Origin of the sequence: Bacillus pumilus, assembly GCF_024498355.1 — a bacterium.
GTDB classification, from domain to species: domain Bacteria; phylum Bacillota; class Bacilli; order Bacillales; family Bacillaceae; genus Bacillus; species Bacillus pumilus_P.
Genome location: NZ_CP101833.1, coordinates 711,808 through 737,054, shown reverse-complemented (window position 1 = coordinate 737,054; position 25,247 = coordinate 711,808). Strand labels below are relative to the sequence as shown.

The window sequence follows — 25,247 nt, the reverse complement described above, 5'->3', positions numbered from 1 at the left end:
GTCACCAAACCTTCCATGGTTGTTTTCCTTCTGCCCACATGCCATTGATTTCCTTCAGATTTTTATACGTATCAATTGCTGTCCAAAACCCGTGGTGCTCATAAACCGCAAGCTCTCCATCATTCGCCAGATGTTGAAGAGGCTCCGCTTCGAACACGCATTGATCATCGTCTGTCAAATAATCAAATACCTTTGGAGACAACACAAAAAATCCTCCATTGATCATCCCGATACTGTCTGTCTTCTCAGAGAAGGATTGTGCCATCCCGTTATACACCTTCAGCGTCCCGTACTGTGACATCTTTTCAATTCCCGTGACAGTGGCAGCTGCCCCAAGATCTTGATGGCGCTTGAGCAAATGAAACATATTGATATTGGCGAGCCCATCACCATACGTCATCATAAATGTCTCATCACCAATGTAGTCCTGCACCTGTTTTAAACGTCCGCCTGTCATCGTATTCTCGCCCGTATCTAAAAAGGTGATTTTCCAGCTTTCTGATTTCCCTAAAAGCTTCATTTCTCTTGTCGACATATCCAGCTGCATGCTGTGATTCCGCCAGTCGTAGTTGAGAAAATACTCTTTGATCTTCTCTCCTTTATATCCAAGCAATAAGATAAACTCGTCTACACCGTAATACTGATAGATTTTCATAATATGCCATAGAATAGGCCGATCTCCGATCATAGCAAGTGGTTTAGGAAGCGCTTGTGTGACCTCACTCATTCTCGTTCCCTTTCCTCCGCAGAGAATGACTGCTTTCATCTTCTCCCCTCATCTCTCTATGAAGATTTTGATTGAAAACCCTATCTTTATGTGGAAATTAGTACATGTATTCTCATACTTTGTCCGACATCAGGTTTTGAATCTACTCTATTCATATGTCGAAATGAGAGATGGTGCCACCTAGCATTTAACTATTTTTACAAATAAAAAAGAGCGAGATATGTATTCTCGCTCTTTCGGAGTTTAAATTGTATATTTTCAGGGTAGATGGTATGATAAACACGTGCATAGGAAGCACAAACAGCCTCTTTCTATAAAGAGACTACTAGATTGAATGAATTCAAGTGGCAGCTTGCTTCATTCTCAATATGAATCACGGAGGTGAATTCCCATGGCACAAAACGTACTTTGTGAAGTGAACTCTTGCCGTTTTTGGGCTAAAAACAGCTGTACAGCTTCTACAATTAAAATTGGTAAAAGCACAATGACTGACGTGACTCGCAATGCAGAAACTGATTGCGAAACATTTGAAACAAAATAATACATTTTTCTAAGATGAAGGAACTGGCAGGTTCCTTCTTTTCTTTTATCATTCTATCAAGAATGATAATTATTATCAAGTGTTTTTCAATAAACATTTCTCGGGAAATAATGACACGATATTTCTCCATTCGTTGACGATTTTCACTCCTTTTTCTATACTCAACTTATCCGAAGAAGAAAAAGTGGTGACCAATCAATGGATTTTACGATGCGTTTTCTATCATTCTTTGTCGTTGAAGTCGAAGGCAAAGATGAACAAGCAAATAAACGATTTAAACATTATCAAACATTAGACCAAGAGGAATTTGAACAAAGTGAGCTGAAGGACTTTTTAGACGGAGAGCTGAAAAAAATCGTCAAACGAAAAGTGGACAGACACCCTAAATCTGAACAAGTACCGACCAAAATTGGCCGTTTCATTGTAGAACCGGGCCATGAGCTCGATTCAAATCCAAACTATAATTTATTTCATCAGACAAGATTTGCTGATTCAAAAGAAGTATTTAATGAGTGCAGTGAACAGTTTGTTCGCACGTATTTAGATACAAGTGCTGTCAGAGGCGGCGTTTTTTTAGTTGCGTCTGCGGTTCCTAAAAAGTATTTCGATGACTCCTTTGTCTTTATCATGAAATGCGATTTTGAACAGAAAGTCGCTTCTATCGCCGATACATCTACCTTGATTCGAAAAGTCGAAATGGCCATTACAACCAAAAACATGAAATCAATTCAATATCCGTTTATGCCAGAAGAGGGCATGACAGAGGAAGCAGAAGTGAAAATTCACCAGTCCTCACACGCCCGTTATTTTGAGGACTTTCTAAAATTCGTCGAATACGGAGAATCAATGCCTGAAATCATGAAATCACAGGTCATGAATATGGTGCAGGAACAAGTATTTGAAACATTACAGGATGAAAGTGAAGAATTAAAACAATTTGAAGAGGACCTTGAAATATGGGAAGCGAGTGAGAAACGAGAGATCAGGGAACGACTTGATACAGAACAGGTTACGTTAGCAGCTTCACACATTGTTGAACAAACCCCTGATATCACGATGAAAATGCGTCTAGGGGAAACGGAAATCAAAGGTCTTCTAGCAGACTTTGGCCACTCAATCCATATTGCGAAGGTCAACAATCGATATGTCGTGCTGGTTGAAGCAGACCAAATCGTATTCGAAAAAGGAAGCACACCTGTTGAATTCCATAAACCAAATGGCTTAAAAGAGGTCGTCAGCCAGCTGACGCAAAAAGCATACGATTCAGACATAGATTAAGAGAATATCACTGCCTCTTGCGTTCAGCTGCATGAGGCAGTTTATTACTTATATCAGCTTTTGCATATGCTGACATCAACATCGTAAAGCGTAAACTTTTTACGCTGCATCAGAAGAGACATGTAGCCGGCCGCCTACCGCCCACATGCTTAAAAGCAGTAAGCTTATGATGATCATCAGCCAGAAGACGCTGCTCGATCCAAAAAATTGAATCATCGTATACCCGCACAAAGGTCCTAAAGCAGCACCAATATCTTGAACGAAGGAATAGCTTGCAAGGAAGCGGTTCTTATCTGTTTGAGTAGAGGCTTTTTGAAAAGCAAGCGTATCTGTCATCGTCGTTAGGATCGTTGACAGCAGCTGGATCAAAAGCAACATAACAAGAAACCAGCCACTTACCTTCAGCATGACTGCAAGAATACTGAGACCTCCAAACGAAAGAAACATCCAGCAAAGCATTCGTTCCTTGAGCACAAGCCTGTCAAACCATCTGCCTGTTCTCGGTGCGACAAATGGTTCCCATCCCCATCTGATCGCTTGAATCCCTCCACTTAAAGCAGATGCGCCTATGACATAACCGAAAAGAGCAAATTCACCATGACCGATCTTTGCTTCAATCACATGACTTAGCGTTGAAGCAAATAAACCTTGTATCACTAGTGCTACAAGCATACCAGTCAGCAGTACTTTTACTACATCTCGTGCAAACCACTTCTGTTTAATGCCTAGATACACTTCTTTACCTTGCCCCTTTTCAATATCATCCAAAGACACATAAAAAATGCAGCCTAGCAATGTGAGTAAACCAAAGATGAGCGTCATGGATTGGAAGCCGATGAAGCTTGCGAATAGGCCGCCAAATAACATGCCGAATAAACTGCCAAGGCGGTAAAGCCCGTTATAAAGACCCGTCAAATGGCCTTGTGAGCCTTCATCCATTTCAGCAATCAACCGCATTCCACTCATACGAAGTAAAGTCCATGCCAATCCCCATACGCAGCGGCAGATCAGCAGCAGCCAAAAACCGCTGACACCATATAGTATCGTTGTCACTGAGGCGATCAAGATAGCAATCAATACGCCAGTCTTCATTGGCACATATCGGTATAGCCACCAAACAACAGGCGTTAGAGGGGTGCGAATGAATCGATTGATCGACAGCAGTAATCCGACCTCCCAAATCGATGATAAACCAACCTCTCTCCAATAGATCGGAAGAACAACATAAAGCATTGAATCTCCAATAAGTGCAAACGCTGTGATGAGCGAGATTGAGACGACTTGCTTTTGACGACGGTCCATTTTTCCCTGCCTCCTTCGCTACCTTTACGATAAGGGATGCCTTATAATAAATCTAATGAATGTTTTTGATTTAATCATCAAAATAATTGATAGGTGGTGCAAAAATGAATTTACATGCCCTCCGAATTTTTGCAAAGGTCGCAGAGACAAAAAGCGTCACACAAACGGCAGACGTGTTAGCATTGACACAGCCAGCTGTGACGGCTCAATTAAGGAGCATTGAACGAGAGATCGGTTTTCGCCTTTTTAAACGTAATGGCCGGGGAATTACACTCACGGAGATGGGGAAAATTCTGTATCCTTACGCCCGGCAAGTGTTTGAAGCTGAAAAGGAAGTAGAATATCAGATCACACTATTACAAAGCGGAAAAAAAGGGAGACTCCGAATCGCTTCTACCTACGTACCGCTCAACTTTTTGCTGCCTGATTGGCTTGCTGCTTTTAAAACAGCATCACCACAGACAGAAATTGAATTGAAAAGTGGAAACTCCGCTCAAGTCATAGAGAGCCTGCTTCAATATCAATCAGATGTGGCCATCGCTGTGATTGAAGATTTGCACCACGAGGAGATTCTCATCTCCCATTTGACTCATTTAAGCTATGATTTTATTGTCCCAGCGGACCATCCATTGAACGGAAAAACCGTCCCGCTTGAACGCCTGAGCCATGAACCTTTTTTAATGCGCGAAGAAGGCAGTTCCACAAGAGAAAAGCTCTTTTCTCTCTTTACCTCTAAAGGAATTAAAAAACCGACCGTTGATTTACAATTCAGCGGTGTCCATGAAGCGATTCAAATGATCAAAGCAGGCTATGGCATCACCCTTGTTCCACGTGATGCTGTTCACAAAAGTCTCGAACGGAAAGAAATTGGGCGCGTGTACATTGAAGGAATTGAAATCGTCAGACCTGTTGTTATCTGCAAACGAGCGAATGATCTTGAAGAAAATAAGACGGTGAATGCCTTCCTGCAAATGAAAGACATTGATCCGTTTACAACTCCTGCAACAAATTAAAAAAGTGCCTGCTGAAGAAACAGGCACTTTCTCTATTCAGATGGCTGAACAATGTCAAACGGTAAAGCCTTGGCCGCTTTGACTAATCGTTCTGGTGTTATCAGTATTTCATTTCCCCATTCGCCCGCTCCAACTCCTAATACCTCTTCTTCTAATAGCGAAGCTTCGATCATCGTGCGGAAGCCTTCAGGCTGCCAGCAAAATGGCGGAATCGAACCAATTCGATAGCCCGTCACTTCAAGAACCGTGTCCGGTGCAGCCATTTTGATATTACGGGAGCCGGCCGCTTTCTTTAGTTTTCCTGATTTGATATGCTGGTCAGCGCCAACCATCACAAGCAGCTGCTCCCCTTCCCCTGTTTCAAAGATCAATGTTTTGATCATTTGTCTTTCACGAAAACCAAGGGCTGCCGCTACATTTGCTGCACCTTTTTCTGTTTCGGAAGAAAATGTTTTGATGTCATATGGGATGCCGAGCTTGTCCAAAAAATCATGTGCCGGTAATTTTCTCACTAGATTGAACCCCTTTCCTTACGGTGTCTTTCATTTAGCTTATCACAATCATCTCATCCTTAAGATGTATTTTTCAATACAAAGCCTCTGGGCACTTCATCCCCATGCTATACTGAACTTGTTTTTGAAAAGGAGCCGGTTTGATATGGGAAACAAGTTTTGGTTTTATACAGGCAGTAAAAGCCTTCTCATGCTAAGTGATATTCTTTTTGTGATGACGATCACGTTTGTGATCTATCAAGATACACAATCTGTTGCCTATGCGGCTCTATTTCCGCTAATAAGAACGCTATGCCAGCTATTAGCTGGGCTCATCTCCCCTGTTTTGACAGATCGCTTTCAAGCCTATCGTCTATTGAAATGGGTCCCACTTTTACGTCTTGTGATGCTCATCGTGTTTACATCCCAATTTCATTTCTTTCAGCAGCATATGGTCTGGATGTTTGGTGCGCTCATGTTGATTTCGATGACAGGCGGATTCATCAGTCCTTTATTACAGGCCATCATGCCAATGCTTGTGCCAGCAAATCAGCTTGTGAAAGCGAACAGTACAGCCTCCATTTTTCATCAAATGGTTCAAATCGCCGGCTATTCGTTTACTGGAATGCTCGTCTTGTGGATTGGGCCATTTTATTTACTGGGGATTACTTGTCTCATGATTGTGTTGTCTTATTTGTTTTTCATCCCTGTTTTTCCTCTTCTCAAGCAAGAAGACATAGATCGAAAAGCAAATAAGATGAACAGTTTCAAGGATGGCTGGGCGATTATTTGGACAAATAAAACGATTCGCACCCTGACCTTTATGGATGTTTGTGAAAATATAGCAGGTGCTGTTTGGATCGGGGCTATTACGCTTGCCTTTGTCACACACGATTTAAAGGAAAGTGAGGATTGGTGGGGCTTTATCAATGCTGCTTATTATACTGGCGCCATTATAGGTGGGCTCTTGGCTGCGTGGATGAGTCGTTTCATTCAAAAGCAGCTGCTCCTCTTTATGGCAGCAGGTTCATTCATCTATGCAGTCCTGACCATTCTTTTTGCACTGAACAGCCTTCCGTGGCTTGCTCTATTGCTTTGTATTTTGATGGGACCTGCCTATCAAATCCGGGATGTTTCGCAGCAAACCATTCTTCAAACGGAAACACCAGTCCATGATTTATCAAAGGTGTATTCCGCTCACTACGTCCTTTCTTCAGTATCTGTCGGTTTATCTATATTCTTTGTTGGGGTCATCGCAGATGCATTCGGAGCGCGGTTTGTGTATTTGTTAGGCGGTCTGTTTGTGCTCGTCTGTTCCGGTATTGCCATCCTCGCTTTTATGAGACAGAAAAAAAGAGCGGCTGTTTAATGCAGCGGCTCTTTTACTTTTCTTTTAACATCGCAAACATCTCACGGGCCATTGTTTCTAATATATACACGACCGGTGTTTGTGTGGTGATATTGGCTCTGTGCACTCGTTCATCTGTGACGTAATAGGCAATATTTAAATCAGAAATTCGCGAAATCGTGCAGTGCTGATTGTTTGTAATACTAATGATTGTGCTTCCTTCTCGTTTTAACTTCGAAATATGATCAATCGTAATACGGTTCTCCCCTGTTACAGACAGCACAATGGTGACACTATTGTCTAAATACTGCATATTCATCGGGAAAAACGGATCATTGATGTAAAATGAAAATTTCTCAAGACTCGAAAAGTACCTTGCCCCATACTGCGCCAAAATGCCAGAGCTGCCAGTCCCGATAAACAGCACATTTTTCGCTTCGGCAATGAGCCTTGCTGCCTCTTTGATTTTCTCCTCAAAGTCCCCTTTGAGTGTTCGTTCTATAAATTCATATAGAAAATGCTGGGTGCTTTTCAAAGAAGGTGTTTGCTCTGATTCTAAATACATTTTGAGCTTTACTTTAAACTCTGAAAAGCCTTCACAATTCACTTTTCGGCAAAAGCGAAGGACAGACGAGGTGGAAATATGAGCAGCATCTGCTAAGTCCCGAATTCTCATATACACGACCTTTTCACTGTTTTCCATGATGTATCGGTATAAAGCGCTTTCTAGTTCATTAAAGCTGGAAATGACCTCACTTGAAAACATCTGACTTCCCCTTTCTCCAACAATATGTCACAAGGTGTTTCTCCTATGTAACAAATCTCTAAATGAGACACCCTTGCCTAAAGACGCTGAAGTCATTTACGCGCTAGATACTCTCACGATAAGCTATAGATGTACAAACAAAAGAATAAGAATTGGCTCCACTCTATTATAACATTGGGCGTTACATTATTCGGAGGTGCAGAACATGGCAAAAGGATTAAAGGTTGTCACAATTGGCGGAGGATCAAGCTATACACCAGAGCTTGTGGAAGGATTCATTAAACGGTACGATGAATTTCCGATTAGCGAACTTTGGCTCGTCGATATTGAAGCAGGAAAAGAAAAGCTTGAGATCGTTGGAGACCTCGCAAAACGAATGGTCAAAAAAGCAGGACTTCCAATCGACGTCCATTTAACATTAGACCGGAAGAAAGCGCTTGCGGGAGCTGATTTTGTCACAACACAATTCCGTGTCGGACTGCTTGAAGCACGCATGAAGGATGAACGCATTCCTTTAAAATATGATGTCATTGGTCAGGAAACAAATGGTCCAGGCGGCTTATTCAAAGGGCTGCGCACCATTCCTGTCATTCTTGATATTGTCAAAGATATTGAAGAATTATGCCCTGACGCATGGCTAGTGAATTTCACGAACCCTGCCGGTATGGTCACAGAAGCAGTTCTTCGCTATTCAAACCACCGCAAAGTCGTTGGCCTATGTAACGTGCCAATCGGCATTCGCATGGGTATCGCCAAAGGGCTGGATGTAGATGCAAGCAGAGTCGAAGTCAGCTTTGCTGGATTAAACCATATGGTATTTGGACTCAACGTGTTCTTAGATGGCAAAAGCATCATGGATCAAGTCATCGAAGATATGGCAGATCCAAACTCCACGATGTCGATGAACAACATTCAAGCAATCCCGTGGGATGCAGATTTCTTAAAAGGTCTTGGCGTGATTCCTTGTCCGTACCACCGCTACTACTACAAAACAAGTGATATGCTGGCTGAAGAAAAGAAAGCAGCAGCGAACGAAGGGACTCGTGCAGAAGTCGTTCGTACACTAGAAAATGACCTGTTCGAGCTTTACAAAGACCCTGATCTTGATATCAAGCCGCCACAGCTTGAAAAACGAGGCGGTGCCTACTACAGTGATGCAGCTTGTAACTTGATTGCTTCGATTTATAACGACAAGCATGACATTCAGCCTGTGAACACGATCAATAATGGCGCCATCAGCGACATTCCAAATGATTCTGCGGTTGAACTGAACTGTGTCATCACAAAAGACGGCCCAAAACCAATCGCTGTTGGTGAAATGCCGGTCGCTGTGAAAGGACTGATTTCTCAAATTAAATCCTTTGAACGTGTAGCCGCTGAAGCTGCCGTTACAGGCGATTACAACACAGCACTTGTGGCAATGACCATCAACCCGCTTGTCCCATCAGATGCCATCGCAAAAAGCATCCTAGATGAAATGCTAGAAGCACACAAAGAGTATTTGCCTCAGTTTTTCAATACAGTAGAAGCTTAAAAAGGAACACCGCACTTGTTGAAAGTGCGGTTTTTCTTATTTGCCTGCAAACAGCCTGTCCATCTGAGCGTGATCATAGTCTAATAGCCAGTGCGGTAAGCCTTCATAGAGTGGGCGTAGGCGTTCAGGATCTGCCGCAATGAGATCACAGCCTCGATCATCATATAAGTGAAAAATCATCTGTTTCGATAAATTGATGAGATAAATTTCATAATCAAGCTTTCCTTTCATGATTTGATTCGGTGCATAGAAATCCTCTTGGCACATGGCATGGAGAAGCGGGCGCAATCGAATATCTTGCAGCTGGCAATTGAGTGTAAATCTCTCTAATTTCAGTGCTTCTTCTAGTTCTGGTCGTACATAGGTCAAAGGCTCGTGACGTAATCGGTTACGCACTTGCCGGTGGACATATTTTTGATAGACAAGGAGCTTACGTTTCGTTAATTCATGTGCATGTTTTGTATACACATCTGTCACAAGCAGCATGTCGTCCCCTGGATGAAAAGCATATTTCACAATCTCAAAAGCACGATCCCCTGCTTTCTCTAACACGTCCGCTTCCTTTTCTATCGACCAATCTGCCACTTCAAACCGAAGTCCAAAGGGCCATTGGTAAAAAAGTGATGGCGTTAGTAAAAGATCAGGAAAATTATTTTTTAAAAACATATCTGTTTGATCGCTCATATAATGTCCTTCCATTGGTTTTATTTCTTATTTTAATATTGAAGCATATGGAAAAACAATTGGAAATGAACTGTCATTTCTTATATGATGGAAAGAGATGGAGGTGTGACCAATTGAAAAAATCAAAATGGCTTTTACACGTGTTTCTCACAGCATTGATCACGATGTGGATTCAGGCTGGACTTGATCAGGCGAACATCATTCATGTCACCAATGTATGGGTCGATGCCAGCAGCTGGATCATCATCTTCTTTGTCATTTACGCTCTTGTCGAATGGACAGCTCACGTCCTATCAAAACGAAAAACCGCTCATCTTTGAACATCTCTTTTCATAGAGATGTTTTTTCTTTTTCTTGAAACGCCTCTTGTACAAGCTCATGAATCACGCCCATTCCTGCCTGACTGCCAGCTGCTGCTGCAAGAACTAGCTGAGCAGGACCGCCTAAATTATCACCACATGCAAATACACCGCTGACGGATGTGCGTCCAAGGATATCTGTTTCAATACCCGCATTCTTCGTCATTTGACAGCCAAGCTTTTCGGCAAATGGGGCTGACTGCTTGAAATCACTTGCTACAAACCCGCCTTCTCTTTTTACTCTCTCCCCATTCGCAAGTTGAAGAGAGCACAGCTGCCCATTGTCATTTTCGATCGACACAATTGGCACATCAATGACTTGAATAGAATGCGCCGAAAGAAGTACCCTTTCCTCTTCAGCTAACACTTGTTGTCCATTCGTAAACACGATCAAATCCTTTGTCCAATTGGAAAGAAGCTTAGCCATATGCAAGGCACGTTGATTCTCTGCAATGAGCGCAAGTGCCTTGTCCTTTAATTCCCATCCATCACAGAAAGGACAGCTAAACAACGTCTTTCCATACACATCATGAATCCCTTTGATCTCTGGTAACATATCCTGAAGTCCTGTTGCCAATATGATTTTTTTTGATTCAACCGTATCCCCCTCGTGTGTCAGTAACGTAAAACGGTCCTCTTTCTTTTGTATATCAACAATTCTACTTCGTTTCATTTGGATATTAGGGTATGTCTGAAGATCTGCCTCTCCCGCTTTTCTAATCTCAAACGGTGTCATTCCATCGTTTGTAATAAAACCATGTGATTCCTGTGTCACTCGATTTCTTGGCTGCTCGTCATCAAACACGATGACCTGATTTCTGCCTCTTCCCACAACAAGTGCTGCATTTAATCCAGCTGGTCCGCCTCCGATAATGGCACAATCTATTAACATGTGAATCTCCCCTTTTTATTAAAGACTTTAAAGACTCTTTATATCTATAATAGGTTCAAAAAAATCACATCTTGAGAAATGGATTTTTTTCTGTCTGCTCAATTTGGTTCGCAATATCAATTAACCGTTTTTGACTGAGGGTTTCTTGCATTTTTGTTTCAACATCCTGCATGACTTGTTCAATCAAACAACCATCGTGAGACATTAAAGACTCATGCTCTAAGGAACAGTGAAATAAATTCGTTTGTCCTTCTACAGCCTGAATGACATCTAAAAACGAAATGTCTTCCTTTCGTTTGATAAGGGTGTATCCTCCCTGTGCACCAGGCGTTGATTCAATCAATCCCGCCTTCACAAGCTTTGTTAAAATTTTGGATAAATAGGTAGGTGAAAGATCTTGCATCTTAGCAAGAGGCTCAACGCCAATCGCTTTGCCCTTTGGCGCAAGAGTTAAAAACACCATCGTATGCAGCGCATAGTTGGTCGCTTTAGAATATTTCATCAGATGATTCCTTTCTATCTATTATAGACCTTTTATATCTGTAATTGATCATAGATGATTCAAGAGAAAAAAGCAAGTGTTGTGGATCTGCTCCTCTTTTCATTCCACATTTCACATTTCCTTCCGATAATAGAAGTAAGCACGGAATAAAGTTTTGATTGAAAACTAGAAGGAGTGAAGAAAAATGTCAGATCAACAGCACAATGCAGCACACGAAGAAGAAGAGGAATTTAACGTATATGACATGCTTCCGCCCGCAGGTACAATCATCGGAGAAGCAACAGAAGAAGAAATGGAAGCTGCGGCAGCACTAGAAGTGAGACATGTCGCATTCATGCGTCTGCAAGACATGTACATTCAATTTGATGGCTCATCTTACAAAGAATTATTAAAAGACTTCCAAGAATTCGAACTCGATTCCACAAAATTCTGGAGAGCCATCGCCAGACGCCTGCAAGTCCCATACGAATGGCCAATCCGAGTCGATCACGCAAACGGCCCAATTTATATTGGTGAAACAGAAGATAGCCGTGAGGTTGAGGAGAGTGCAGAGTAAGAAAATGGAGCCCCCTTTTGGTAAGGGGGTCTTTTCTTCTCCATCACAATACATCAATTGAAAAAACAAATAAGCAATATGAGCGCTATCACGCCCATATTGCTTATTCTCATGTTATGTTAACTCTGGCCAAAATGCTTGATTTGCCACAATTAAGTCGTCTAAAATATCTTTTGCTACTTTAGCACTCGGCACCGTTTTCGATAATGTGATGGCCTGCCATAGTTTTTGATAGGAGCTTTCTTCAAATGCTTCTACTACTAATTTTTCTACGCCAACTTGCTGCTCCATGAGACTTTTTTGAAATCTAGGAATTTCTCCAACCACTAATTTTTCTGGACCGCTGCTGCCAACGATACAAGGAATTTCGACCATGGCTGTTGGGTCAAAGTTCCTGATTGCGCCATTGTTCTCTACAATCATTAGCATCCGTTCCTTTTTATTAAAAGCAATGGCTCTTGCCAAATCAACGATATAAGAAGCATGTTCATCAATGGTCAGCTTTGTTTCCTTTGCAGTTCCTTTATCAATGATGGTCTGACATTCACTAAAAACAAAGGCTTCTCGCCCCTCCATCACTTCATTGGCACGTGTGAACGCTATATTTGCATGTGCCACTTCTTCATCTGGAAATAGATAGTATTTCAAATACGTATTCGGTACTGTTTTTGGATCAAGTGCTTGAATATCTTTGGCTTTTTTTAATGTGCTGTTCCAGCTCTTCTGCTGTTCTAGTTCAGATGTTCCATCTGTTGCATAACCATGCTGGCTTACATGCTGAATGACCTCAGGCATTAAGCTATTTCCTTTTTTATCTCGAATATCTGTCCACCAGCCAAAATGATTCAAACCATAGTAATCTACTTCCAGTTCTTTTCGTGAAGATAAGCCTAAATTCTTTGCAATCAATTCTTCGATGCCAATTGGCATATCACATATGTTTAAAATTTTGGAATTCGGTCTTAGCTTACGAGTTGCCTCTGCTACTATCGCTGCAGGATTAGAATAGTTTAACATCCAAGCTTCAGGTGAGTATTTTTCCATATAATCGACAAGTTCTAATACACCTGGAATGGACCGCATTCCATAAGCTATTCCACCTGGACCGCATGTTTCCTGTCCGACGACTCCATGCTTCAATGGAATTTTCTCATCTAATTCACGCATTGCATATTTGCCAACACGGATATGTGCCATCACAAAATCGACTTGAGTGAAAGCTTCTTCTGGGTCAGTACTTGCCAGTAGTCGCACTTCTGGTGCTCGTTCTTTTAACATAATCTCACATGCATCTGCAATTGTCTTTTGTCTAGTTTCATCATTATCATAGAGTTTAATTGTATGAATTGGGAACTCCTCTAGATAGTCTAACAGCATCAAAATGATCCCTGGCGTAAATGTACTTCCGCCTCCAGCAATAGTAATATTAAATGTTTTTTTCATGATATCCAGCTCCTTTTTCAATCTAATGAAAGTTTTGTCTCAAAGGACTCTCTTACTTGCGGTACACTTAAGCCAACAATGATTTGAATGCTTTGACCACTCTTAGCCATTCCATGTGCCCGTTTATTTTTTGTGAAGTATTCCCTATCTTTCACCAAGCTAGGGTCAATCACTGTAATACGCAGACGCGTGGCACAGTTTGTCACATCTTTAATGTTTTCTTTACCGCCAAGGCCTTCTAAGAAATAAACGGCTTTCTCTTCATACTCAGACGCATAAACGGGCGCTTCCTTTTTGTCATGAGCTTTTTTATGAGCATTCTCATAATCTTGTTTTGTATATAGCCTCGTCTCCTCCTCATGTTTTCGTCCTGGTAATGGAATATCAAATTTCACAATCATCCATCTAAATATGACAAAATACATTGCTGTAAATAGAAGTCCAATCATTGCTTGGATCAGATAAATCCCTCCATGATTTGAAGAGAGCGGAATCCAGTTCAATGCAGCTATCTCAATAAGCCCTGAACCCATCATTCCGACAACACCAAACATATTCATGATTGTCACCATGGTGGCTCCAAGAAGTGCATGTATGACAAATAAATAAGGCGCGAGAAATAGAAATGTAAATTCAAGTGGTTCTGTAATTCCGGCAAATACCGCTGTTAATGTGGCGGGTAATACCAATGCCAGAACCTTTTTTCTGTTTTCTTTCGGGGTAGAAAAATACATGGCTAGAGCTATCCCTAAACAGCCGAACATCTTTATATTTCCATGCAGTAAAAATCCGTATGGATAAAGATCCTTCAAATTGGAAGTTGAGGTCGCAAATTCATTTAAGTGAGCAATCCAATATGGTTTTAACCCTCCATTTACAGCCGCTGGACCAAACTCAAAAGGTGTATAAATAAAATGGTGAAGTCCTGTGGGAATTAACACCCTTTCCAAGAAATGAAACAGCCAGACACCAATATAACCAGACTGTGACATGAACCCTTGGAGAGATTGAATTCCCTGCTGAACATAAGGCCATACAAAAGCCACGATAAAAGCAATAGGAATCATCACAAAGAATCCGATGATGACAACAAAGACAAGCCCCTGGAAAATCCCGAGCATTTCAGGCAGTTTTTGATCATAAAAACGATTATGGATCCAAATGACGATTCCAGATATCATCACCGCACCAATGATACTTGTATCCAGTGTAGGTATACCCGCAATTTCTTTTACTCCTGCTACGTTCTCGACACCTTGCGATAAATCAACACCAAAAGTAGACGGCCAAAGTGTCAAAATAGCATGAATATAATTGTTAAACACAAGATAAATCATCAAAGCTGCGAGCGTAGCACGTGCTTGCGCTTTTTTTGCAAGTGAGATCGGCAAGCCAATCACAAATGCCAGCTCCATATGATTGAAAATCGTCCATCCCCCGCTTTCAATCAGTGCCCAAACCTTATACCACATCGTACCTTCTGCGGCCATTTCCCCCATAATCGCTGGATTCTTACATAAAGTCGCAAGACCTACAACAATACCAAAAAACGCGAATAAAAGGACTGGAACTACCATAGCACTGCCAAATCGCTTGATTGCATTCATAAGCATAACCCCTTTGTTTGATCCATAAGACCACTGTAAAGGCAGCGCTTACAAAAACCAATAGGTTTGACGTATTTAGAAATCAAGTTGTAACATTAGATTATATTTTCACAGGAAGAAAATATTTTCATGTTGGAGGGCACATCGCATGATATTGGACAAGCTGGTAAATGAATACTTCGAAGATTTAAATAAGAATGACCTGCACATTATTAAAACGATTCACGATCACCTTGAAGAAATGAAGACCATGAAAATTCAGGATCTTGCTCATTATGCTCATACTTCCATCTCATCCATCCATCGGCTTGCCAAGAAAATAGGCTTCGACGGCTACAGTGACTTAAAGTCTTATGTGAAATTGAATAATCATACTGAAGAAACAACACAAGATTTAATGAAGCTGCTCGATCAAGATATCCAGCAGACAAGGAAATATATGGAGCAGCTGGACTTTCATCAATTAAATCAACTGATTGATCGCGCACCGTATATTTATATTTATGGTACAGGAACAGCACAGCTCGATTTGGCCAATGATGTACAACGACAGCTATGGTCGCTGCATAAGAAATCTCAAGTTTTACGAAGTAAGCGAGACTTAACAGATGGAATCATTGAATTTGGTGAGGATGATCTTTTATTTATCATTTCTTTATCAGGCGAATCGAAGAATTTAGATGAAATCATTCAATTGGTAAAAACGAGACATATCAAATTTATCAGTATGACCACATTGAGAAATAACTTCCTTGCACAAAATGCCATGTTTAACATCTATGTAAGCAGCACCCCGTTTCCCTTGTATAACAAAGTGGACAACTCAAGCTTTCTGCCATTTTATATTGTGGCAGATATTATCGTCAGGAAATTTAGTGAGTGGAAATGGAACCAATTGAATAATAGGAATTAAAAATAACAAGCACACATTTTTGGAGTCAAATGGTGAAAGGTTGAATATTGCTTCACAAAAAAGAGAGACTCTTTTGTCTCTCTCAAAAAACACCAAAATATTTTTCTGAAATAAGTGATGACTGCTTAATGTTATTCAGCAGTATAATGCCCCTCAAGCAGTTCATCAAACGAATCCGCTAATTTGAAATCCGTCTCATATTCTAGATCAAAGTAATGAATTGGCGGATGCTCCTTTGTTTCTCTATAATCCAGCGCAATCCACGTGTGCCCATCCCCACAAATGAGCACAAGCCCCTCAGGCAATTCCCATTCTTCTATTAAATAATCACTATCCAAAATGCCTTCACCTTTGGCAATTCCTCTTAAATGATCAAATGACACATGATCCTCTGCCCACCCATTCGGCTGATCGGTCGGATAGGCGTTATGAAGGGTGTATCCGCCATTTTGTTCAAGGATCAGTTTCTTATATGTATCCGGCAGGATGACGCCTAGCTTCTTTTCAGCTTTTGCAATTCCTTTCTCATTGATTTTCTTAAATGTTTCATCGCTTTCTCTGTCTTTATCCCAGAATGGTTTCAATATAAATACCTCCAAATGTCATTTCTATCTCATCTTACCATTTATTTAAACTAGTTTAATAGTCCTATTACAAAGAAAAAAGAGAAGGGCTCTCCCTCCTCTTTTTTCATCATGATTGTTCTTTATTTCTCGCTTCAAATTCATCAAGCATCGCACGCACTTCATCTGTTGATGATGTGTTCATTAATTGATTTCTTAGGAAACTTGCTCCTCGGAATCCTTTGACATAAATCTTAAAGAAGCGGTGAAGCGCCTTGAACGGACGCAGACCTAATGAGGAGTATTGATCATGGAGATCAAGATGTAATCTTAAAAGACCTAGGAATTCATCACTCGTATGTTCCTTCGGCTCTTTTTCAAAGGCAAATGGGTTATGGAAAATCCCACGCCCAATCATCACTCCGTCTATTCCATATTGCTCAGCGAGCTTTAAGCCCGTTTGTCGATCAGGAATATCACCATTAATGGTCAAAAGGGTATCAGGTGCTACTTCATCACGAAGCTTTTTAATCTCTGGAATGAGCTCCCAATGCGCATCCACTTGGCTCATTTCCTTTCTTGTGCGAAGGTGAATCGATAAATTCACAATGTCTTGCTCCAATATGTGTCTGAGCCATCCGCGCCATTCATCAACCTCAGTAAAACCAAGTCTTGTTTTCACACTGACAGGTAATCCACCTGCTTTCGCAGCTTGAATCAGCTCTGCCGCAACGTCAGGACGAAGAATTAATCCGCTGCCCTTCCCGTTTTGTGTCACATTCGGTACAGGACAACCCATATTAATATCCAGCCCCTGAAATCCTAATTCCGCCATTCCAATGCTCATTTGTCTAAAGTTTTCAGGTTTGTCTCCCCAAATATGAGCAACAATCGGCTGTTCATCCTCCGTAAACGTTAAACGGCCTTTCACACTTTGAATGCCATCAGGATGGCAATAGCTCTCACTATTCGTAAACTCTGTGAAAAACACATCCGGTCTCGCCGCCTCACTCACAACATGACGAAACACAACATCTGTCACTTCTTCCATTGGTGCTAATATAAAAAATGGCCGTGGTAAATCACGCCAGAAATTTTTACTCATCTTTCATCCAATTCCTCTCATGACATGGCGCCTTAAAGGGCATGTCCTTCTATAAAGTCTTTCCGCAATTTTTTCATTATATACTTTAATATGAACCGGGTAAAATTGCAAAAAAGGTCATTGGGTGAAGACATTTAGCTTTAATTTATTTTTCTTTATATAAATACGTGCAAATTAATTTACCTAACGATTAACTTTATTCAAAACCCTTAATGTAAATAAGCTATAAAGTCTAACAATTGTTTTGAAATATTTAAAAAGAAGTAACAAGTGTACTTTAGTAAATATGTATGAAATAATTATCTAAATACAATTTTAGAACAAGGTACTTCTCTTAACACAAAATATAGTATAACAACATCAAATTTTAATAATGTAACCTTTATAAAAAACACTCAACAAAAGACTAAGTGTCTTTAAATTACTTCTACATATTCCTAATTATTAATATATTTCTATAATGAAATTGATTTTATTGAACATTTTCTTTACCCAAGCAAAAAAATATTTAAACTTTATATTTGACCACAAATAACATCTTTCACTGCTCTCGCAATTACCCCAGACATCACAGGGGGTACAGCATTTCCAACCTGTGTAAACTGAGCAGTACGCGGACCTTCAAACTTATAGTTATCAGGGAAACCCTGTATTCGTGCAGCCTCTCTCACCGTTAGAGACCTACACTGTCCAATATCAGGGTGAATATTATAATGACCATCTTTTGATATATGAGCAACTACAGTATGTGGAATACTATCCCACCAATGAACCTTAAATCGGTCTAGAAATGCCTTATCATTCTTATGAGTTTTCAACCTCTCAGGCAACTCATTATACTTAATTTGTCTACCTTGAGTGGCATGCTTTATAGCAATTTGATATATTTCAGCATCACGATCTTTAATGGGTCTTGCAAAGTGATTAGTAAATCCAATACTGTCTTCTCTCATCATCAGTTCATAAGGCGACAAATAATCGACATTTTGCGTTAAATCATACTCGAAAAGTTGAAGATCATGACCTTGTTTTGGCTTCACGACTGGTAGATCTGAAATAACATCTCGAGTAGTTAAAGGAATATCCCAAGATAATTTATGCCTGTCAAAGTTAGGGTACTCATAATTTAAATTCTTTTGAAAACCAAACAGGATAACCCTTTTTCTCCTTTGAGGTACACCAAAATCAGCAAAATCGATTATATTACTCTTGTCTTCCTCACTTGTTCCAGATAGCACTGTGTAACCAATTTGATCAAACGATTCCTTTATTTCTTGGTACACATTCCCTTTCTTAGCAGTGAGTAAGCCCGGAACATTTTCAAAAACGAACGCCTTAGGTTTAAACTCATCGACAATTCTTTTATAGTACTGGAATAGATAGTTTCTAGAGTCTTTATCTACACTCTCTTTCATCCTGCTACGCCCCACCAAGGAATATGCTTGACATGGCGGACCGCCAATAATTAAATCTACACTTGTAGCACGGCTATACTGAAGCGAATTCTGAATAAGTTGTATCATCTGCGTAGAAGAAGTAGCTGTTGGGTCATTATGGGGGTTCCCAAACTTCCGGTTTAGTACTTCTTTCTCGAGCTTCTCTCTCAATTCAGGGTAACGTTCAAAAACTAAAGCTCTCGTTAGTTCAATATTGCGGTAATTGTCTGACATCCTTAGGAATTCATTATATAACTCTAAATCGTTCTTTGCCTTTAGAAAATGGTAAAACAAACGCGTTTTAATTGTTTCACATGCCCAATATTCTTTTTCAACATGCGCAGCAATTTTAAAGTCGTGTTTATGAAACCCCTCACTCAGCCCTCCTGCTCCAGAAAATAAATCAATAACAATCATTTTTAATCTCCCTTTATGCGAACCATATATTTTATTAGATAATTACTCTCACCATTCTAGGAGAACATTTTCCACTAAAACTCTTTCTCCGCGAACCAATGTTACTATCCCATTATAGGGTAGTTTTGCGGATGAGCAAAGGCTTTTTCTACGTCACCCCTAATGACTATTACTTTTCCATGCAGAGCTAAATATTCATGAGAAATTTTATATTATTTCTTTCTTATATTTTCTATATATCGCATAGTTTGAGAATTCCAGTAAGAAAAAAATCAACATTGAAAGTCGACTCCAACAAATACCTTTCCAAACTCTTACCATTGCTACATTTACGTCTCTTACAATGAATATCCTAAAACTAAATTGGGTTTTGCGTACCGCAAACATTTCTGTAATGACATGGTTTTTCTAAACCTAAAAACAAATTCACTTGTTACTGTTGCAACAAACTCAATCCCATTTCTGTTGTTACTGTTTCATTGCAAAGCTTAAACACCAAGAGCAGTTCTGAAAACTGCTCTTCGGAAACTCTTACTCTTAATAAATCTAGTGATCGCACTCAAATTCTTTGTACAGTTCCATTATCTAAGACTTAAAAAAACACCTTGAATTGGGAGGATTACAATATGAAAGCGTTCCACTTTTTCCATCTACAGTAATCCCTTAAAGAATGGAGAATACTTACTGTCTATTGTTTTTACTAACAATGACCTGTCTAATAATCGGTTTCCTGTTTCACATGAAGTTTCAGCAACCATGGAACAAGCAAAACAGGCACAGCCATTTAACTGGTTATCTTCACTCGGCTCTAAGCTGGAACAATATGGATCGTTAGAACAGAATATTGCCTCTTCAAGCGCCTCCATAATAAGTGGGCGAAGCTTATCTATATTCCCCATTTCTACCAAGCCACCTAAGGAACCTTCTTGATCAGTACTACCAGTATACAAAAGGACCCCAGCCATGTTCTTACCACAATATATTCTTTCTTTAATAGCTACTGATGAATATCCTGATTGCAAGGATAACTGCTTAATTAATAGATGGGCAAATGTATGTAGCATAACATACACGACGTCTTTTTCATCACGTACTTCCCATCCTTTGTTTTCTATCCAATTTGCATATAAGGATGTAAACTTCTCTGACCGCTTTGGAAGTTCACTGTTTTCATCGAGCCACTTGCTTATAGTAGTTTGATTAAATTCAATAAAAATCCCTTCGCCATGCACTTCAACTGCTGGCAACCAGTTATCATACCCATCTGACTCTAACCAAACAATTTCCTTTGGTTCATTGACATCTGGTTCTGGGCTATCATTTCTCATAAACCCTAGAAGCACAAGAATCTCCTTCACCTTGTGAGCCTTTATAATTTTATTGAAGTAGAGCTGAAAATCATTCGGTACTATTTCAACTTCAGCCTCAAAATCACCAATTTTTACTCTACTATCAAATGCAGTAAAAGCTTTATACTCAGCTTCTTTGATCTGATTATACTCAATTTGCTCTTCTATTTTAGACTGATTAAGATATGCTGTCCATTTTTCAAAGAAATCCTCGGCATCAAGAAATTCACTACGGTCATTTAGGTGTTCTCTGTAGAACCGATGATACCACTTATCCCCCAAAAGTTTCTCGTAAGTATTGGGATTTTCTTCAATTGAAACCAAAATTTCATCGAAATTAATATCCTTATTGTCATTGCTAGGGATAGCAATGGCGCTTCTCAAAGCAGGAAAATATACATTTGAAGCACCCCGCTGTAATGGAATTACATACTCTGACTTTTTACAAATCGACCTTTTATTCAGTTTATGAGGATGATTTCCTGTGCACCTGTAGCCCTCAAAAGAACTGACTTGCATCGCCCCTCTAAGGCTCTGGCTTTTCCTCTCTTTACATTCACACTCTATAAGCAGCGAATCCAAGCTAGATGTATTCCCTGTACTCCACAAACGCAATTTCCCTTTACAATCCGTCTCCTGCTTACCATGTGCCCACCATCTCCAAGGAAAATCATCTAAGTGATTCTCCTGACACGAAACCACAAAGCGAGCAGGATACGACTTTCGTGAACAATCTGGACACTTGGGGCCACCTTTAAGATATTCGCTCATTATAAAATTATCTCTAATGTCAAAGAGACGCGAACATTTAACATTGCTACACACGTGGTAGTTTGGAAATGGAATTGCTGGCAAATCCTTGTAATTCTTAGATGGAATTCTCTTGAAGAAATCCTTTTTCAGAAAGGTCATCAAATTTTTATCGTATATCTTCTCATTATTATCATTATTAATCCAATACTTTATATCCAATATCATAAGTGAATCATTTACAGAATCCATAATTGCTCCTGGACCGTATGTTGTAATTAATTGTCCTGGTCGGACTTCCCCTACTTCATTCTTCACTGCTATTCCACCCTTCATAAATATACAACGAAGATGTCCCCTCTACTTGCCTCATTGAATCGAGTGTAGTCTTTCCGCCATATTTTTTATCCTCAGAAAAACGAGCTAACAAGCGAGGACGACTCTCTATCCTTGCATGTTTTGTATTAGGATGGAAGTAATACTGCAAATTGTCTTCCGATTTGGCCAGATTAATCCACTCTTCTAAAAAATGTTGTAAATGATCCATAGTATCTGAAACATTTCGATATTCCACAGTAGATACACGCTTTTTAACTACTTCCTTGATATATTTCATATCCATATCCTTTATATTCTTGGCATCTACATTCTTTGCCAATTCTGGATAGCTTAATCTCAGCAAAGCAACTGCAATTGCGTGCAAAACACGGTCCCTAGCCCGGGAAGCATATGGTGTTGCAGTAGTTCCCTCTACAAAATGATATAAGCGCTGGTGATAACTCTTAAAATTCTGATAATGCGACATGTCACGAGGACGGTACGGGTTGTACACAGTGATTACAAGTCCAGGCTTGCTACGACCTACACGGCTAGATGATTGTATGTACTCAGAAGTTTGCTTTGGCTGGCCTGTAATGACCATGAGTCCTAGACGGTCAACATCCATCCCTACAGAAATCATATTTGTAGCCAATACCACATCTAATTCCTCGTTGCCTACCTCCCTTTCCAGCTGCTCCAATACTTTAGGAATTCTACTTGATGGCACACGTGAGGTGAGTTCTGGCTTACGGCTTATGTACCTCTGCTTACTATACTTATACTTCTTCTGTAGGGTTTGAATTCTCTTTTTTATATCATCCTCTAACAAACGGACTGCACCACCAAGTTCCCTGATACTATTGAAATAACCAACAAGAGTTCTAAACGGATCAACATATTTAGAAAGTGCTTCATCTTCCAAAAGGTGCTCTGTTGTTTGAAGCAGCACTGCATATATACGTAGTAGTACTGTTTTCATTGAATGACCAGATACACAAACACCTGCATAAAGCCTAAATGGGAACTCATCTAAGCTTCTTTCTCGTGCAAAGAAAGAATCCTCCACCTTCAATCCAGAAGGCGGGAATTGCTGTGTTAGTTTTCTTCCAAACACCTTTTCCACTTGCACCTCAGCATTCTTAATTGTTGCAGTCGCAGCAATGTACTTTGGCTTAATAGTATCTTTTCCTTCTTGAGCTGTACTTAACTCTTCAATAACAGTTTCGTACCCTCCGTATACAGTCCCTAATGGCCCCGTTATGAGATGTAACTCATCCTGAATTATAAGTTCTGGCGGATAAAATGGTTTAACGTCTTGAACACTAGCCTTAGGGTTTCGATGGGATCTTTGGTGATTTTCCCCCTCAGCAATATAGCCACAGCGCTCACATAATCTATTTACTTTTCCAAATAAAGCTGCGGTCTTTTCATCCCAAGGTAGCCGTGCAAACTTATCAACTGTGGAGATAATCACAGTTGGCAATTTACGATAAATCTCTTCGTCAACCAAGTAAACTGGGATATGTGTTTTTGAAAAGAAGCATGATTCATTTTTGCAGAAGATATTAATTCCTGTCTTTTTTGTCTTGGTGTCTCGACTTGGCAAAAATTTATACTTTAAGCCCTTTGCCCCACAACATGGGCATTCTATTACCTGCTTTTCAATCTTGTCATATTCCTTTAATACCTTATCCCTGTCACGATAGTACTGATTCTCAGTAAGGTCATTTAATTTATTTACCGTCACTTGTCCCCCTACCCAGAAGCCAACTGAAAACTCTGTCTGTCCAAAGGCTTTGTTTTTTTGACGTGTATACTCACATGCGCTTATCATTCGCATTAATCTGTCACGTTGCTGGGTAGTTAATAGGCGTAGAGTGTATCTTAAAAGAATTGTTACACCACCATCACGCTCATAAATACTATTAGTAGAAGCAACTAGTCGTCTATATCCCAATAGAAAAGCAGAAATACCTAGGTATGCCTCAGTTTTACCTCCACCTGTTGGGAACCAAAGAAGGTCTACAATTTTACGATCTTCTGACTTAGGGTCTACTAACCCCTCTAAGTTAAGCAAAATAAACGCCAACTGAAACGGCCGCCATTCTAAATTTTCCTTGCGTATCTCATTCTCTAGTGTGGTTATCATATTATTTCTAGAATACCTTTTCATAGCATCCTGTGTATGCATAACTGTGTTCATAAATTTGAAAGCAGCAAATGCATTATTATCCCCTTTTTTTCCCAAAAGCTCAATGCCTTTTTTCATACGCGTTAATGTTATTTTGCAATCTTTAATAACTCGTTCAGTTGCTTCTTTATTTACTACTTCGTCAGCAGACAACTTGTTAATCCAGTTCTCATATCTGTTTGCTAAGTTCTCTAGTTTATCCATAATCTCACATTTGTTATTACTCTCTGCAAATTGCTTAATAGAAAAATAACTTTTAGGGAGATCTCCATAAACTTCATCGTACGGTGAGTCAGTGCTCATACTCTCCATTTCATGCTCTGGGATAAATGCTGACTTTAATTCACTTGCGTAGTTGCTACTTTCTGCTTTCCAAGTAACAGCACATCCGAATCCTTTTGCAAACACAGGCTTATTACGATATAGAAATTCACTAAAATCATTTTTGTCCTTCCTAGCTTCGTTTTCACATAAGAAAACACCTTTCCCTTCTTCATTAAATAGAGTAAGTTCACACTGGAACATTGCATTATTGCTATTCTTATCGACTCGTTTGTTTACGAGGAAAGCTGAAATTAGGAATACATCTGTATCTGAAAGCTTTTTTTTGCTAATGACAAGTGATACTTCCTTTGTAAGAGAAATATCAATATTCTGATCGAATGAGGACAAGGAAATTGACTCTTCAAAACACTCAATTTGACGTGTCCATACGATAACTTCTCTATTTCTTTCAAAGTCAAACTTCTTAGATGATGTATAACGCCCCCATGCAACTGATGCACGTAAATAGTTTGTTGTTTGTCGTACATAGCACCGTATTCCCATAGAGTTTTGATGCTTGAACTTTTTATTCATTGTAATCTTCTCTTCTGCAGCTTCTTGTACAGGTTCAGAATTACTTTGATGTTCCATATCTTCTTCCATTCCACCCTTAGGTTCATCGTACACCTCAGCGAATTGAACATCTTCTAAAAGTTCTTCTGTTTCGATTTCGGATTCAAGAGGATATAAAATTCCCGTAATATATGCCTGCGATGGTGCTTCATAAATCACATCAGGCTCATCATGTGCTGGACCAATTAAATCCCTTTTTAAATCACTAACCATAATACGGCGAACTTTCTTATACATTGCACGTTCTTCTTTACTCATTCAT

General features: G+C 39.9%; 21 protein-coding genes and 1 pseudogene. 8 read left to right on the top strand and 14 right to left on the bottom strand.

Annotated features, from left to right (window positions below):
• Position 1: 1 nt before the first annotated feature.
• A complete protein-coding gene (gene rfbF, locus NPA43_RS03515; protein WP_099727332.1) occupies positions 2-766 on the bottom strand; it encodes a glucose-1-phosphate cytidylyltransferase in 765 nt (254 codons plus the stop codon).
• 352 nt (positions 767-1,118) lie between these two features.
• Here rfbF and NPA43_RS03510 point away from each other — a divergent pair, with 352 nt between their 5' ends.
• Positions 1,119-1,268 (top strand): DUF1540 domain-containing protein, encoded by a 150-nt coding sequence (locus NPA43_RS03510; protein WP_099727333.1) that lies wholly within the window; start codon positions 1,119-1,121, stop codon positions 1,266-1,268.
• Between the two features lie 198 nt (positions 1,269-1,466).
• The gene (locus NPA43_RS03505) at positions 1,467-2,546 is read left to right on the top strand and encodes a DUF3900 domain-containing protein (protein WP_099727334.1); all 1,080 of its coding nucleotides are present in this window, start codon (positions 1,467-1,469) and stop codon (positions 2,544-2,546) included.
• Between the two features lie 99 nt (positions 2,547-2,645).
• Here the strand turns inward: NPA43_RS03505 and NPA43_RS03500 are convergent, their stop codons facing one another.
• Complete coding sequence (locus NPA43_RS03500; protein WP_249705268.1) at positions 2,646-3,848, bottom strand: MFS transporter; 1,203 nt, start codon at positions 3,846-3,848, stop codon at positions 2,646-2,648.
• Between the two features lie 104 nt (positions 3,849-3,952).
• Here NPA43_RS03500 and NPA43_RS03495 point away from each other — a divergent pair, with 104 nt between their 5' ends.
• The gene (locus NPA43_RS03495; protein ID WP_099727336.1) at positions 3,953-4,861 is read left to right on the top strand and encodes a LysR family transcriptional regulator; all 909 of its coding nucleotides are present in this window, start codon (positions 3,953-3,955) and stop codon (positions 4,859-4,861) included.
• Positions 4,862-4,893: 32 nt separating this feature from the next.
• Here the strand turns inward: NPA43_RS03495 and NPA43_RS03490 are convergent, their stop codons facing one another.
• A complete protein-coding gene (locus tag NPA43_RS03490; RefSeq protein ID WP_099727337.1) occupies positions 4,894-5,373 on the bottom strand; it encodes an aminoacyl-tRNA deacylase in 480 nt (159 codons plus the stop codon).
• 145 nt (positions 5,374-5,518) lie between these two features.
• Here NPA43_RS03490 and NPA43_RS03485 point away from each other — a divergent pair, with 145 nt between their 5' ends.
• Positions 5,519-6,721 carry an MFS transporter gene (locus tag NPA43_RS03485; protein WP_099727338.1) on the top strand — a complete coding sequence of 401 codons (1,203 nt, stop codon included), beginning with the start codon at positions 5,519-5,521 and terminating at the stop codon, positions 6,719-6,721.
• Positions 6,722-6,734: 13 nt separating this feature from the next.
• Here the strand turns inward: NPA43_RS03485 and NPA43_RS03480 are convergent, their stop codons facing one another.
• Positions 6,735-7,466, bottom strand: a complete 732-nt coding sequence (locus NPA43_RS03480) for a MurR/RpiR family transcriptional regulator (RefSeq protein ID WP_099727339.1) — start codon at positions 7,464-7,466, stop codon at positions 6,735-6,737.
• Positions 7,467-7,671: 205 nt separating this feature from the next.
• Here NPA43_RS03480 and NPA43_RS03475 point away from each other — a divergent pair, with 205 nt between their 5' ends.
• Positions 7,672-9,000, top strand: a complete 1,329-nt coding sequence (locus tag NPA43_RS03475) for a 6-phospho-beta-glucosidase (protein ID WP_099727340.1) — start codon at positions 7,672-7,674, stop codon at positions 8,998-9,000.
• Positions 9,001-9,036: 36 nt separating this feature from the next.
• On the opposite strand, the gene NPA43_RS03470 is transcribed toward NPA43_RS03475, so the two are convergent.
• Entirely contained in the window at positions 9,037-9,684 is a 648-nt protein-coding gene (locus NPA43_RS03470) for a DUF3885 domain-containing protein (RefSeq protein ID WP_099727434.1), read from the bottom strand.
• Positions 9,685-9,797: 113 nt separating this feature from the next.
• Between NPA43_RS03470 and NPA43_RS03465 the strand changes: the two genes are divergently transcribed.
• On the top strand, positions 9,798-10,004 hold the full coding sequence (locus NPA43_RS03465) for a hypothetical protein (RefSeq protein ID WP_099727341.1): 207 nt from the start codon (positions 9,798-9,800) through the stop codon (positions 10,002-10,004).
• A 10-nt stretch (positions 10,005-10,014) separates the two neighbouring features.
• On the opposite strand, the gene NPA43_RS03460 is transcribed toward NPA43_RS03465, so the two are convergent.
• Both NPA43_RS03460 and NPA43_RS03455 read right to left on the bottom strand, forming a co-directional pair.
• Positions 10,015-10,935 carry an NAD(P)/FAD-dependent oxidoreductase gene (locus NPA43_RS03460; protein ID WP_099727342.1) on the bottom strand — a complete coding sequence of 307 codons (921 nt, stop codon included), beginning with the start codon at positions 10,933-10,935 and terminating at the stop codon, positions 10,015-10,017.
• Positions 10,936-10,999: 64 nt separating this feature from the next.
• On the bottom strand, positions 11,000-11,437 hold the full coding sequence (locus tag NPA43_RS03455) for an Rrf2 family transcriptional regulator (protein WP_249705267.1): 438 nt from the start codon (positions 11,435-11,437) through the stop codon (positions 11,000-11,002).
• 184 nt (positions 11,438-11,621) lie between these two features.
• Here NPA43_RS03455 and NPA43_RS03450 point away from each other — a divergent pair, with 184 nt between their 5' ends.
• On the top strand, positions 11,622-11,993 hold the full coding sequence (locus NPA43_RS03450; protein ID WP_099727344.1) for a hypothetical protein: 372 nt from the start codon (positions 11,622-11,624) through the stop codon (positions 11,991-11,993).
• 114 nt (positions 11,994-12,107) lie between these two features.
• On the opposite strand, the gene NPA43_RS03445 is transcribed toward NPA43_RS03450, so the two are convergent.
• Both NPA43_RS03445 and NPA43_RS03440 read right to left on the bottom strand, forming a co-directional pair.
• Positions 12,108-13,436 (bottom strand): 6-phospho-alpha-glucosidase, encoded by a 1,329-nt coding sequence (locus tag NPA43_RS03445; protein ID WP_099727345.1) that lies wholly within the window; start codon positions 13,434-13,436, stop codon positions 12,108-12,110.
• A gap of 17 nt (positions 13,437-13,453) precedes the next feature.
• Positions 13,454-15,043, bottom strand: a complete 1,590-nt coding sequence (locus NPA43_RS03440) for an alpha-glucoside-specific PTS transporter subunit IIBC (RefSeq protein WP_099727346.1) — start codon at positions 15,041-15,043, stop codon at positions 13,454-13,456.
• Between the two features lie 148 nt (positions 15,044-15,191).
• Here NPA43_RS03440 and NPA43_RS03435 point away from each other — a divergent pair, with 148 nt between their 5' ends.
• Positions 15,192-15,956, top strand: a complete 765-nt coding sequence (locus tag NPA43_RS03435) for a MurR/RpiR family transcriptional regulator (protein ID WP_249705266.1) — start codon at positions 15,192-15,194, stop codon at positions 15,954-15,956.
• Positions 15,957-16,090: 134 nt separating this feature from the next.
• Here NPA43_RS03435 and NPA43_RS03430 read toward each other — a convergent pair.
• The 5 genes and pseudogenes from NPA43_RS03430 to drmA form a co-directional block, all read right to left on the bottom strand.
• A pseudogene (locus NPA43_RS03430) lies at positions 16,091-16,540 on the bottom strand (SMI1/KNR4 family protein); the annotation flags it as partial.
• A 109-nt stretch (positions 16,541-16,649) separates the two neighbouring features.
• Positions 16,650-17,624, bottom strand: a complete 975-nt coding sequence (locus tag NPA43_RS03425; RefSeq protein ID WP_256499377.1) for a tRNA dihydrouridine synthase — start codon at positions 17,622-17,624, stop codon at positions 16,650-16,652.
• Between the two features lie 515 nt (positions 17,625-18,139).
• Positions 18,140-19,477 (bottom strand): DNA cytosine methyltransferase, encoded by a 1,338-nt coding sequence (locus NPA43_RS03420; RefSeq protein ID WP_256499376.1) that lies wholly within the window; start codon positions 19,475-19,477, stop codon positions 18,140-18,142.
• A gap of 650 nt (positions 19,478-20,127) precedes the next feature.
• Entirely contained in the window at positions 20,128-21,894 is a 1,767-nt protein-coding gene (gene drmB, locus NPA43_RS03415; protein ID WP_256499375.1) for a DUF1998 domain-containing protein, read from the bottom strand.
• Entirely contained in the window at positions 21,884-25,243 is a 3,360-nt protein-coding gene (gene drmA / locus NPA43_RS03410; RefSeq protein WP_256499374.1) for a DISARM system helicase DrmA, read from the bottom strand. The genes drmB and drmA overlap by 11 nt, the downstream gene beginning before the upstream one ends.
• Positions 25,244-25,247: the final 4 nt, after the last annotated feature.